General features: G+C 73.2%; 14 protein-coding genes. 7 read left to right on the forward strand and 7 right to left on the reverse strand.

The genetic code is table 11. The features are described 5' to 3' along the window. Positions 1-2 precede the first annotated feature (2 nt). Positions 3-827 carry an SDR family NAD(P)-dependent oxidoreductase gene (locus tag AC3EN4_RS00830; protein WP_435204379.1) on the forward strand — a complete coding sequence of 275 codons (825 nt, stop codon included), beginning with the start codon at positions 3-5 and terminating at the stop codon, positions 825-827. 10 nt (positions 828-837) lie between these two features. Then, positions 838-1113 (forward strand): hypothetical protein, encoded by a 276-nt coding sequence (locus AC3EN4_RS00835; protein WP_435204048.1) that lies wholly within the window; start codon positions 838-840, stop codon positions 1111-1113. Positions 1114-1130: 17 nt separating this feature from the next. Here AC3EN4_RS00835 and AC3EN4_RS00840 read toward each other — a convergent pair whose 3' ends face one another. After that, positions 1131-2087, reverse strand: coding sequence for a DMT family transporter (locus tag AC3EN4_RS00840; protein ID WP_435204049.1), 957 nt, complete (start codon positions 2085-2087; stop codon positions 1131-1133). Between the two features lie 103 nt (positions 2088-2190). Here AC3EN4_RS00840 and AC3EN4_RS00845 point away from each other — a divergent pair, with 103 nt between their 5' ends. Further along, complete coding sequence (locus tag AC3EN4_RS00845) at positions 2191-2901, forward strand: HAD family hydrolase (RefSeq protein ID WP_435204380.1); 711 nt, start codon at positions 2191-2193, stop codon at positions 2899-2901. A 5-nt stretch (positions 2902-2906) separates the two neighbouring features. On the opposite strand, the gene AC3EN4_RS00850 is transcribed toward AC3EN4_RS00845, so the two are convergent. Both AC3EN4_RS00850 and AC3EN4_RS00855 read right to left on the reverse strand, forming a co-directional pair. Continuing rightward, a complete protein-coding gene (locus AC3EN4_RS00850; RefSeq protein WP_435204050.1) occupies positions 2907-3437 on the reverse strand; it encodes a hypothetical protein in 531 nt (176 codons plus the stop codon). A 12-nt stretch (positions 3438-3449) separates the two neighbouring features. Then, positions 3450-4325 (reverse strand): PhzF family phenazine biosynthesis protein, encoded by an 876-nt coding sequence (locus AC3EN4_RS00855; protein ID WP_435204051.1) that lies wholly within the window; start codon positions 4323-4325, stop codon positions 3450-3452. A 33-nt stretch (positions 4326-4358) separates the two neighbouring features. Between AC3EN4_RS00855 and AC3EN4_RS00860 the strand changes: the two genes are divergently transcribed. The 3 genes from AC3EN4_RS00860 (at position 4359) to AC3EN4_RS00870 (ending at position 7471) form a co-directional block, all read left to right on the forward strand. Then, positions 4359-5645 (forward strand): magnesium transporter MgtE N-terminal domain-containing protein, encoded by a 1287-nt coding sequence (locus AC3EN4_RS00860; protein WP_433117510.1) that lies wholly within the window; start codon positions 4359-4361, stop codon positions 5643-5645. Further along, positions 5638-6246: a DUF1003 domain-containing protein gene (locus AC3EN4_RS00865; protein ID WP_435204052.1), complete on the forward strand. Its 609-nt coding sequence runs from the start codon at positions 5638-5640 to the stop codon at positions 6244-6246. Before AC3EN4_RS00860 ends, AC3EN4_RS00865 begins: the two co-directional genes overlap by 8 nt. Positions 6247-6322: 76 nt before the next feature. Then, positions 6323-7471 (forward strand): Mrp/NBP35 family ATP-binding protein, encoded by a 1149-nt coding sequence (locus AC3EN4_RS00870; protein ID WP_435204053.1) that lies wholly within the window; start codon positions 6323-6325, stop codon positions 7469-7471. A gap of 76 nt (positions 7472-7547) precedes the next feature. Here AC3EN4_RS00870 and AC3EN4_RS00875 read toward each other — a convergent pair whose 3' ends face one another. Beyond that, on the reverse strand, positions 7548-7970 hold the full coding sequence (locus AC3EN4_RS00875; protein WP_435204054.1) for a twin-arginine translocase TatA/TatE family subunit: 423 nt from the start codon (positions 7968-7970) through the stop codon (positions 7548-7550). Between the two features lie 76 nt (positions 7971-8046). Further along, on the reverse strand, positions 8047-9456 hold the full coding sequence (locus tag AC3EN4_RS00880) for a S1C family serine protease (RefSeq protein ID WP_435204381.1): 1410 nt from the start codon (positions 9454-9456) through the stop codon (positions 8047-8049). Positions 9457-9739: 283 nt separating this feature from the next. On the opposite strand from AC3EN4_RS00880, the gene AC3EN4_RS00885 reads away from it, so the two are divergent. Further along, a complete protein-coding gene (locus AC3EN4_RS00885; protein WP_435204055.1) occupies positions 9740-10327 on the forward strand; it encodes an O-methyltransferase in 588 nt (195 codons plus the stop codon). 57 nt (positions 10328-10384) lie between these two features. Here AC3EN4_RS00885 and AC3EN4_RS00890 read toward each other — a convergent pair whose 3' ends face one another. Next, positions 10385-11860, reverse strand: a complete 1476-nt coding sequence (locus AC3EN4_RS00890; protein ID WP_435204056.1) for a leucyl aminopeptidase family protein — start codon at positions 11858-11860, stop codon at positions 10385-10387. 149 nt (positions 11861-12009) lie between these two features. Beyond that, on the reverse strand, positions 12010-12177 hold the full coding sequence (locus AC3EN4_RS00895) for a DUF3117 domain-containing protein (RefSeq protein WP_007455245.1): 168 nt from the start codon (positions 12175-12177) through the stop codon (positions 12010-12012). Positions 12178-12344 lie beyond the last annotated feature (167 nt).

A 12344-nucleotide genomic window follows, 5' to 3' on the forward strand; every position in this document is an offset into this window, starting at 1 on the left:
CTGTGGAAGATCTCACTGAGCGTCGCCTGGTGGTCGTGACGGGTGCCAGCTCCGGCATCGGGCTGGCCGCCGCGGTGGCCTTCGCCTGCCGCGGTGACCAGGTGGTGCTGGTCGGGCGGGACCCGGCCCGACTACAGGCCGCGGCGGAGCGCGTACGGGAGACGGCCGGCGAGCGCCCGGAACTGTTCCGGGCCGACTTCGCGGTGCTCGACGACGTACGCGGCCTGGCACAGCGGCTGCGCGACGCGTACGACCGGATCGACGTGCTGGCCAACAACGCCGGTGCCATCGCGCTGCAACCGCTGACCACCGTCGACGGCTTCGAGATGTCGATCCAGGCCAACCACCTGGCCCCGTTCCTGCTCACCAACCTGCTGGCCGACCGGGTGGCCCGGACGGTGGTGACCGCCTCGGGGGCGCACCGCTTCGGCGCGCTCGATCCGGACGACCTCAACAGGCCGCTGCGCGACTACCGGCCGATGGGCGCGTACGGCACCAGTAAGCAGGCGAACATCCTGTTCGCCGCCGAGGCGGCCCGGCGCTGGCCGGGCATCTCGGCGTACAGCTTCCACCCGGGAGTGGTCCGGACCCGGTTCGCCAACGACAGTCGACTCGTCGCCTTCGGCATGCGGTTCATGCCGTTCCGCAGCCCGGAGAAGGGCGCCGAGACGCTCGTCTGGCTGGCGAACCAGGACCCGGCGCGGCTCGTCGACGGCGGCTACTACTACAACCGCCGGCCACGTCGGCCGTACCGCAAGGCCGCCGACCCGCAGCTCGCGGCCCGACTCTGGGCGGCCAGCGCCACGGCCGTCGGCATCGATGGGTAGCGTGGCGGCCATGCTGACGCTTGTCGCGATCGTCGAGTACGCGGACGGGGCCGAGACCGCCGGGCAACGCTACGAGGACACCGTGCTGGCCCTGCTCGACCGGCACGGCGGCCGGCTGGAACGGCGGCTGCGCGGCACCGACGGGCGCAGCGAGGTACACGTGATCATCTTCGCGGCTCGTACCGGCTACGAGTCGTTCCTCGTCGACCCGGAGCGTGCCGCGCTGCGCGCCGACCTCGGCGACGCCGCCCCGACCACCAGGGTCATCGAGGTGACCGAGGTCTGACGGTCCGTCCCGTCCGCTCAACTGTCCAGTGGGGCGGCGGCGGGCAGCGGGGTCGGGGGCGTGGCGCGGCGGCCCGCGCGGGCACCGCCCAGCACCACCACCGCGACCCCGACCAGCAGCAGTGCCATGCCCAGCAGCGCGTACGGGCGGGGGACCTGGTGCAACCAGGCCCAGCCGAGCAGCGCCGCCCCGGGGGCCTCCAGCAGGACGAGCACGCTCACCGTCGTCGCCGAGATCTTGTGCAGGGCGTAGTTGAACATCGAGTGCCCGAGCAGTTGGGCACCCGCCACCAGGGCCAGGATCGCCAGCCAGGTGCGCTCGTCGAAGCCGACCGTGCGGACCCCGCCCAGTAGGCAGATCACCAGCAGGATCGCCGCACAGATGCCGTAGCAGATGGTCGTGTAGGTGGTGGTGCTGATGCTGGCGCGGGCCCGTTCGCCGAAGGCGGTGTAGACCGCGGCGAACATGCCGCCGGTCACCGCCAGCAGGTCACCGACGACGGCTCGACCGGAGATGCCCACGTCGGCCCCGGTGGCGATCACCGCGCCGCCGACGGCCACCGCGACGCCGACCCAGACCACCGTGGGCAGCCGCCGCCCCTGGGCACGCGCGATCAGCCCCTGCCAGACCGGCTGGGTGGCACCCAGCGCGGTGGCCGCCGCGACCGAGGTGAGCTGGGCGCTCGGGACCCAGGTTGCGAAATGCCCGGCAAGCGCGACTCCGGAAAGTACGCAGAACAACCCCTCGCGCCGGCCGGCGGGCGCCAGGAGCGCACGGAACTCGGCGCGTCGTCGGACCAGCGCGAACGGACTCAGCACCGCCACCGCGAGCAGGTTGCGCCAGAAGGCGATGGCCAGCGCGGGAGCAGCGGCGTACGCGATCAACGGCGCGGACGACGAGATGGCGACGACGGCCAGACCTACCGCGCCGGTGGTCAGCGGGTCCAGGGATGGACGGTCGGAGGATGGAGACACGAGCAGTAATCCTCACACGTATGACGGACAACACGGAGGGTCAGCGCCCCGTTACCATCACGCGGTCATGCCGGCGACCACGACCGCCCGGAGGCGTTCGCCCATGCCCAACTACCAGGCGGTGCTGTTCGACTTCTTCGGCACGCTGACCCGTTCGGTGCAGCGCGGCGCCGCGCACCTCGGCACCGCCGAACTGCTCGGCTGTCCCAGCGAGACGTTGAGCGAGGTGCTGAACCGCACCTACTACGAGCGCGCCACCGGGCGGCTCGGCGACGCGGAGACGACCATGCGATGGGTGTGCGCCCAGGCGGGCGTACACCCGAGTGACGGCGCCCTACGGGCGGCGGTGGCGTCCCGGCACCGCGCGATCCGCGCGGACACCCGGCTGCGCGCCGACGCGGTGCTGGTGCTGGCGGCGCTGCGCGGGCGCGGCGTCCGCACCGGAGTGATCAGCGACTGTACGCACGAACTGCCGGCCTTCCTGCCGCAACTCCCCGTCGCTCCCCTGCTCGACGTGCGGGTCTTCTCGGTGCAGGTCGGACGCTGCAAACCGGACGCCGCGCTCTACCTGACCGCCTGCCGTCGACTCGGGCTCGCGCCGGCCGACTGCCTGTACGTGGGTGACGGCGGCAGCCAGGAGTTGACCGGCGCCGAGCAGGCCGGCATGACCGCGGTCCGGCTGGCCGCGCCCGATCTGACCGAGCACATGGTCTTCAACGCCGACCGTCAGTGGCGCGGCCCGACGCTCGGCACGCTGCGTGAGGTGCTCGACCTCGTGGACGCCGGGGTCACCGCGGCCGTCGGGGCGGGCTGACCCGCTCAGCGTCGACGGACCCGGTGCAGGCGGAACGGCTTGCGGGTGGCACGGACCGCCGAGGTCTCCCGGGGCGGCTCGGCCTGCGCGTCGGAGGGCAGTTCCGTGCCGGCCAGGGGCGTGCCGGCCGGGGCGAGGCGGTTCAGGGCGCAACCGTCGGCGGCCCAGCGGGCCACCAGGTCGGCGGTCGGGCCGGGCGCGTTCAGGCGTTTGCCCGCCACCAGCGGCGCGGCGGTGTCCCACGCCTCGGTGCCCGGCACCAGTCGGGTCACCCGGGCCGGCCAGGTGACGATCCGCCCACCGTGGTCGCCGCGCAGGGTGACCTGCGCCTCGGTCGCGTCGGCGAGGCCCGGCGCCTGCTGCTCGCCCGGCCCGCTCACCACCAGAAGCGCGCCCTCCAGCGGGGCGCACCAGAGCGCGCGCGCCGGCCCACCGGACACGCTGACCCAGGCCACCGCGGCCTTCTTCATCGCCTCGTCGACCAGCGGCGTGCCGCCGGCGGTGTCCTCGTCCGTCACACCCGCATCCTCCCGCATCGACGCCGCCGCTCAGCCCACGAACGGCGGTACGGCGATCTCACCCCGGGCCACCGGCATCACCTGGCCGGCGACGGTCGCGCCGACCGCCACGCCGTTCGCCGCGGTCACCGTGCAGGCCAGCGCGGACGGGCGGCCCATCTCCACACCCTGGCTCACCGAATAGTGCGACAACCCCTGCGCCGGCAGCAGCCCGCTGGCCACCAGCCAGACGCCCAGCCCGAGGGCCGCCGAACCGGTCGCCGGGTCCTCCGGAACGCCGATCCCCGGCACGAAGACCCGGGTGTGCGCGGTTTGCGTGGCGGCGTCCCAGGAGAAGACGCTGACGTGCGCCACCCCCAACCGTTCCGCCGCCGCCGGGTTCACCCGTGCCCGGGCCACCGCGTCCGGGTGGACCGGCAGGTAGGGGAACTCCAACCCGCAGCCGGCCACCCGGGGGGCGGGCCCGCTCCGGTCGTGGTCGTCCGGGCCCAGCCCGGCGATCTCCAGCAGCGGCTCCGGATCCAACTCGGGGCCGAGGGTGGGACTGCCCCCGGTGAGCGTCGCCCCGGACGCCGTCACCTCGATCGGCAGCACACCCGCCCGACACTCCTGGGTGACCTGCCCCACACCGAACATCCCGCGCCGGCTCGCGGTGACCGCCGCGCCGACGCTTGGGTGCCCGGCGAACGGCAGCTCCTCGACCGGTGTGAAGATGCGGGCCCGGTAGGTGGCGCCGACCTGCGTCGGTGGCAGCACGAACACCGTCTCGGAGAGGTTGAACTCCAACGCCAGCGCCTGCATCTGCTCCGTGGCCAGCGCCTCGGCGCCGAATACCACGGCCAGCGGGTTGCCGGCGAACGGGCGGTCGGTGAAGACGTCCACGATCTCGTAGGCCAAGGTCGACATGTTGATAAACACTAGGCGCTTAGGCTGGTGCCCGTGAGCACGCCGACCCGGGTCTACATCGCCCGCCTCGCCGGAGTCGCCGTCTTCGATCCGAACGGTGACCAGGTGGGCCGGGTCCGTGACGCCGTGGCCCGGCTGCGCGCGACCACCCGCCCGCCCGAGGTGGTGGGTCTGGTCGCCGAGATGCCGATGCGTCGGCGGATCTTCCTGTCCATCAACCGCATCACGTCGATCGACGCGGACGCGGTGGTGCTCGGCTCCGGCACGCTCAACCTGCGGCGCTTCGAGAAGCGCCCGAACGAGCTGTTGGTGCTTCAGGAACTGCTGGACCGGCGGGTACAGCTCGACCCGGGCGGCCAGCCCGGCGCGGTGGTGGACGTCGCCATGGAGTGCACCAGGGGTGGCGAGTGGTCGCTGACCCGGGTCGCGGTCCGCGAGCAGACCGGCCGGCTCAGCCGCCGCGGCCACCTGCACCAGGTCGAGTGGGACCGGGTGCGCGGCCTCAGCGGCATCGCCGACAACCGGGGTACGGCGAACCTGCTCGCCGTCCTGGAGGACATGCGCCCCGCCGACCTGGCCAACGCCCTGCAGGACCTGCCCGACGCCCGGCGCAACGAGGTGGCCGCCGCGTTGAACGACGAGCGGCTGGCCGACGTGCTCAGCGAGCTGCCGGAGCACGACCAGGTGGAGATTCTCGCCGCGCTGGACCGGGAACGCGCCGCCGACGTGCTGGAGGAGATGGACCCGGACGACGCCGCCGACCTGCTCAACGAGCTACCCCCACCGGAGCAGGACGTGCTGCTGGACCTGATGGAGCCCGACGAGGCGGACCCGGTCCGCCAGCTGCTGAAGTACACCCCGGGTACGGCGGGCAGCGTGATGACCTCGGAACCGGTCATCCTGCCGCCGGACGCCACCGTGGCCGAGGCGCTGGCCCGGATCAGGGAGCCGCAGCTCTCCCCCGCCGTCGCCGCGCAGGTCTTCGTGACCCGGGCGCCGCAGAACACCCCGACCGGCCGCTACCTGGGCATGGTGCACTTCCAGGCGTTGCTGCGCGAGCCACCGGCCGACCTGCTGGGCAAGGTGGTGGTCAACGACATCGACCCGCTGCGTCCCACCACCCCACTGCCGGAGATCACCCGCCGGATGGCCACCTACGACCTGGTCGCCATGCCGGTGATCGACCGGAACAGCCGGTTGGTCGGCGCGGTCACGGTCGACGACGTCCTGGACCACTCGTTGCCCCGGGACTGGCGTGACCGGGACGCCGTGAACGCCCCGGGCACCCCGGACGCGGTACTGGACGGCGACGGTGGCTGAGCAGCGGCGGACGGAGCGGCTCGACCAGCCCCGCGAGCCTCGGGGCATCACCCTTCCCCGGTTCGACGCCGAGGCGTTCGGCCGCTGGTCGGAGGGGATCGCCCGGGGCATGGGGACCGCGAACTTCATCGTCGTCATGACGGTGGTGATCGCGATCTGGTTCGGCTGGAACACCCTCGCCCCGGCCGAGTTGCGCTTCGACCCGTACACCTTCACGTTCCTGACGCTGGTGCTGTCGTTGCAGGCCAGCTACGCCGCGCCGCTGATCCTGCTGGCCCAGAACCGGCAGGCCGACCGGGACCGGCTGGCGCTGGAGGAGGACCGGCGGCGGGCCACCGCCCAGAAGGCGGACACCGAGTACCTGGCCCGGGAGATCGCCGCGCTGCGGATCGCGCTCGGCGAGGTGGCCACCCGCGACTTCCTCCGCTCCGAACTGGCCCGGCTGGCCGAGGAGCTGGACGAGGCGGGCCAGCGCCGGCAACGCCTGGAGCGCCGGCAGCAGGAGAAGGGCGGTCAACGGTCGAGCGGCGACCCGGGGCTGGACGAGCCACGCGACGAGCTGGACGACGACTACGCCCGCGACGCCCGGCCCGAGCGTTGACGAAGGCCCATCGTTTGGCTCACACCACCCTCGGCCAGCGGCCGGTCGGGATGCCCCGCGACGTAGCATTGCGGGCATGTCAGCACCCGTGAGCACCGTCGAGGACGCGATCCAGGCCGCCCTGGCCACCGTCAACGACCCGGAGATCCGCCGGCCCATCACCGAGCTGGGCATGGTCCGGTCCGCGACCATCGGCACGGACGGCGTCGTCCGGGTCGAGCTGTTGCTCACCGTCGCCGGCTGCCCGCTCAAGGACAAGCTGCGTACCGACATCACCGCCGCGGTGGCGGCGGTGCCCGGGGTGACCGGCGTGGAGATCGACTTCGGCGTGATGAGCCCCGAGCAGCGGCAGTCGCTACAGGCGCAGTTGCGCGGCGGCGGTGCCAGCGAGGAGCCGGTCATCCCGTTCGCCCAGCCCGGCTCGCGCACCCGCGTGTACGCGGTGGCCAGCGGCAAGGGTGGCGTCGGCAAGTCCAGCGTGACGGTCAACCTGGCGGCGGCGCTCGCCGCCCGTGGGCTCTCCGTGGGCGTCGTGGACGCCGACATCTACGGCCACTCGGTGCCCCGCATGCTCGGCGCGGACGGCCGGCCGACCCGGGTCGAAGACATGATCATGCCGCCGCAGTCGCACGGCGTGAAGGTGATCTCGATCGGCATGTTCACCTCGGGCAACGCGGCCGTGGTGTGGCGCGGCCCGATGCTGCACCGGGCGCTCCAGCAGTTCCTCGCCGACGTCTACTGGGGCGACCTGGACGTGCTCCTGCTCGACCTGCCGCCGGGCACCGGCGACGTGGCGATCTCGCTGGCCCAGCTCCTGCCCAACTCGGAGATCCTGATCGTCACCACCCCGCAGACCGCCGCCGCCGAGGTGGCGGAGCGGGCCGGGGCGATCGCCCTGCAGACCCACCAGCGGGTGGTCGGCGTCATCGAGAACATGTCGTGGCTGGAGCTGCCGGACGGTTCCCGGATGGAGGTCTTCGGCGCCGGAGGCGGCACGGCCGTCGCCGAGTCGCTGAGCCGGACGATCGGCGCGCAGGTGCCGCTGCTGGGACAGATCCCGCTGGACACCCGGGTCCGCGAGGCCGGCGACGCCGGTAACCCCATCGTGCTGGCCGAGCCGGAGTCGCCGGCCGCGCAGGCGCTCGGCGGCGTCGCCGACCGGCTCGCGCTGCGCCGTGAGTCGCTGCTCGGCAAGCCGCTCGGCCTCAAGCCCGCCGGGCGCTGAACCGCACCCCACCACGACGACGCCCCGCCGGCCGACCAGGGCCTGCGGGGCGCGCTCGTTCAGGTGCCGGGTCGCCTCAGGTGGCGTCGTCGTAGCTGACCCGGGGCGCCGGCGTGGCGGGCGTACCGGTGGCGGTGCCCGATCGCGTCCCGTTCGACCGCAGGTCCGCGGCGTTGGCCACGTCCTTCAGGTCGTTGTGCACGCCGTTGACGTCCGCGCGCAGGTTGTCGTAGACGCCCTGGAGCGGCTTACGGATCGCCGCCTCGTCCTCCTCGCTGAGGAGGTGCTTGCGGATGAAGGCCTTCGGGTGCAGATCTTCGAGCTGGATGTCGGTGCCCAGCTCACGACTGAGGTCGCCGGTGGCGTTACGGGCCATGTTCCGCAGGTTGCGGACCAGCCGCAGGCCGTCGTTGATCACGGCGGGCAGCCGGTCACCGAAGATCAGCAGCGCCAGGAGCAGCAGCGCACCGATCTCCCACCAGTTCAGGTTGTCGAGCATCCCGCGGGCCTCCTCTCGGCGTCAGCAGCAAGACTACGCACGTCGGGCCGCTTTCCGGCAGGGGGTGACCCGCTGTTCACTTCGCATCCGCGGCGAGGGTCACCGACGTGTTCCGTCGTGCCGTCCCCCGCCGGAACTCGACGGTCACCACCGACCCCGGGGCGAACTTGCGGACCAGGGCGATGAGGTCGATCGGGTCGGTCATCGGCCGGCCGTCGAGCTTCAGGATCACGTCACCCACCTTGAGCCCGGCCCCGGCCGCCGGACCGGACGGCTCCACGGCGGCCAGTCGTACGCCGCCGCCGGCACCCGCGCCCGGGCCACCGACCTGGGCGCCGATGACCGTACGCCGGGCCTTGCCGGTACCGATGATCTCCTGGGTGACCCGCTTGGCCTGGTTGATCGGGATGGCGAAGGCGAGACCGATGTTGCCGGCCTCCTGCCCCTCGGCCACCAGCGACTTGATGGTGGAGTTGACGCCGACCACCCGTCCGGCGCCGTCGACGAGCGGGCCGCCCGAGTTGCCGTGGTTGACGGCGGCGTCGGTCTGGATCGCCGCGTAGTAGCGCACCGGGCCGCCCGGCTCACCGGCCTGCATCGTCCGGTCCAGGGCGCTCACGATGCCGGCGGTGACCGTGTTGGCCAGCGACAGGGGCGAGCCCATGGCGAGGACCGGATCACCGACGGCCAGCGCGTCGGAGTCGCCGAACTCCACCGGCCGCAGGCCCGTCCGGTTGACCTTGATCACCGCGATGTCGGACTCCGGGTCCTGACCGACGACGGTCGCCGCCGCGGAACTGCCGTCGTTGAAGACCACCGAGGCCTTGCCGTTGCTGCCGGCCACCACGTGGTCGTTGGTGATGACGTGCCCGTCGGCGCTGGCGATGAACCCCGAGCCCTCGCTGGTCCCGCCGAGGCTGCTGACGCGGATGGTGACCACGCTGGGCAGGACGCGTTCGGCGACCCCGGCCAGCGACTCCGGTTTGCGCTGGGCCAGCGCCGGTGGGTCCGCGGCCTGGGCACCGAGCACCGTGCCGGCCGCGCCGCCACGCACCGCGAACGCGTAGCCCAGGGCACCGCCGAGGGTGCCCGCCAGCAGCGCGGTGATCACCGGGATGAGCAGCAGGTGCCGCAACGTCGGTCGGCCCGGCGCGTCCGGGTCGGTGACCGGCTCCGGCTCGGTGCCGGCGGGCACCACCGACGGCACCACGACCGCGGCGGGGGCCGCCGGGTCACGCCACGGGTCGTCGAGCGCGTCGGACCACCACGGCGACGGGCCGGGCGCGGTGGCGGGCGGCGGGCCGGCGTACACCGGAGGTCCGGCCACGGACGCGCTGTCGCCCGCCGAGGGCTCGGGCGCGGTGCCGCTCCCCGGCGCGGCCGGCGGCCCCACCGGCGGGACTCCTGCCCCCGCCGCGCGCGCCGGAGCCGGAGTCTCACCGTCCCGGCGCCATTCCCAGCCGTCGGTCACGTCGGTGCCTCCCAGTCCGTCCCCCGGATCCCGTACGGCGTCACCCGGCCACGCTTCAGCGCGGTCGAGGCTGACGGAATACCGCTTCCAGGATTGCACGGATGCGCGCGGTGGAGTCAGCGGTTGCCCCCGGTGATCGTGGAGGGACGGAGGCGCGGCTGCGCCTCGCGCCGGTCGCCTCTACGCTCACAGTGCCCACCCGCCCCTCGCACCACGCACCGCCCGGAGGTGCCCCATCGCCACGGTCGCCGGTCCCGGCAGTTCGACGACCCAGGCTCAGCAGTTCGCCGAGTCGTACGTGACCGAGGATCTCGTGCTGCGTACCGCCCGCAGCCTGGCCCACGAGGTGGGCCTCGAGGCGGTCACGCCCGGAGCGGGGGCGGCGTTGCGGCTGCTGGCCGCCGCCGGGAACGCCCGCGCGGTCGTGGAGATCGGCACCGGTACGGGCGTGAGCGGCGTCTGGCTGCTGCGCGGCATGCGCGCCGACGGTGTGCTCACCACCATCGACGTGGAGGTGGAGCACCAGCGGATCGCCCGACGGATCTTCACCGAGGCGGGCTTTCCCGCCGGCCGTACCCGCATCATCACCGGCCGCGCGTCGGACGTGCTGCCCCGGCTGGCCGACGGGGCGTACGACCTCGTCTTCGTCGATGCCGAGGCGACCGGCTTCCACGCCTTCGTGGAGGCGGCGCTGCGGCTGCTCCGCCCGGGTGGCGTGCTCGCGCTCAACGGGATGCTGGCCGGCGGCCGGATCGGTGACCCGGCCGCCCGGGACGCGGAGACGGTGACCGTACGCGAAACGATCAAGGCGTTGCGGGAGTCGGAGCACTGGATACCCGCGCTGCTCCCGGTCGGGCACGGGGTTCTCGCCGCCGTGAAGTGCTGACGGCTGCTCGCCGCCGTACGCCGCTGACGGGTCCTGGCCGCCGTACGCCGCTGACGGTCAGTCGACGGCCGCCAGCCAGCGCAGCAGCGAGCGGACGCCCCAACCCGTCGCGCCGCGACTCAGTTCCGCGTAGTCGCCGTCCGCCCACGACGGGGCGGACATGTCCAGGTGCAGCCAGCGGTCCCGCAGGTCGCCGGTGAACTCGCGCAGGTAGAGCGCGGCCGTCACCGATCCGGCGCCCTGGACGGGCGCGCTGTACAGGTCGGCGATCTCGCTGCCCAGGTACTCGACGTAGTCGCCGTGCAGCGGCATCCGCCAGGCCGCCTCGCCGGCCGCCTCGATCGCGTTCAGCACGTCGGCGGCCAGGTCGTCGTTCTCGCTGTAGAGGGCGGCGGTCCGCTTGCCCAGCGCCACGGCGTTCGCGCCGGTGAGGGTCGCGAGGTCGACGAGCAGGTCGGGCTTGAGCTGCTGGACGGCGTAGGCGAGTGCGTCGGCGAGGACCAGGCGGCCCTCGGCGTCGGAGTTGGTCGTCTCGCTGGTCGTCCCGCCGTAGTGCCGGATGACGTCGCCCGGACGGAACGCCGAGCCGCTGACCATGTTCTCGGCGAGCGGGGCCAGGGTGGTGACGCGGACCGGCAGGCGCAGCGCCGCCGCGCCGACGGTGGCGGCGACGACCGCCGCCGCGCCGGCCATGTCCTTGCGCATCAGCTTCATCGCGGGCACCGGCTTGATCGAGATGCCGCCGGTGTCGAACGTGATGCCCTTGCCGATCAGCACCACGTGGGTACGCGCGTTCGCGGGATGCCAGTCCATCTCCAGCAGCCGTGGCCCACTGGCCGAGCCGCCGCCCACGGCGAGGATTCCGCCGAAGCCCTCGGCGGCCAGCTCGGCCGGACCCCGGACCGTCAGACGCAGGTCCGGCAGGTCGGCGGCGGCGACGGCCGCCTGGTCGGCGAACCACTGCGGGGTCTTCACCGACGAGGGCATGTTGGTCAGGTCGCGGGCGAGGCGGGTCATCGCCGCGGTGGTGCGCGCGGTGGCGAGGGCGTCCTCGTGGGCTTCCGGGTCGGTGAGCAGCAGGTCGATGCCGTCGAGCGCGGGCGGCTCGTCCGCGTCGGTGAGCCGGAACCGGTACGAGGCGAGCAACAGTCCCTCGACCAGCCCACGCACCATGGCCGGGGTCACCCCGGCGGGCAGCGCGATAGTGATGTGTGTCTCATCTGACGCCGCGCGGACCAGGGCCGCGCCGGCCGTCCGCCACGCGGATTCCTCGCCGTCGCCGATACCGAGGAGCACCAGCCGGCCGGGGTCACGCCCGGGACGAAGCTGGGTGTTGATCTCGCCGGCCCGTCCGCTCAGCCGGGCGGCCGGCACCAGCGCGGCCGCCTCCTCGGCGGTACCGTCCGGTGGCGTCACCGCGGTCGGCGCCAGCTCCGCCGAGACGTCACCTCCCGCCGCCGGATCGGTGGGGCGCACGGGCAGGACGAGGACGTCGAGCCGCTCGGGCTCGGCGAGCGGACGGATGGCGAGCACGCGGAACCGCACCTCCAGGAAGTTTTCCCCCACATGGATCGGGCCACTGCCCGCCCACAGCGATGAAGACCCTGAGCCACCGGCGATCCCGGTGGCTCAGGGTCCAAGAAACGCTCCGACCGGCGTACGCCGTCCGGGTCGTCCCTCACTCAGCCGGCGGCTGCCTTCAACGCGTCACCGAGCGCGTTGGCCTCGTCGGGAGTCATCTCGACGACGAGCCGGCCACCGCCCTCCAGCGGGACCCGCATGACGATGCCCCGACCCTCCTTGGTGACTTCCAGCGGACCGTCGCCCGTCCGCGGCTTCATCGCCGCCATGTTGTCTCCCCTCAGACCTACACCAGGGTCGGTGGGTTGCCCCACAGCCACTTCGTCACGACCACCCGCAACGCTCACGGGGGTGTCGACAGACGATTTTCCCTGATGAACACCGCCGGACCCAAACCGGAGCAGCATTGATGTAACAGCATCTAGCTTATCTTGAG

Source organism: Micromonospora sp. bgisy143, assembly GCF_057708145.1.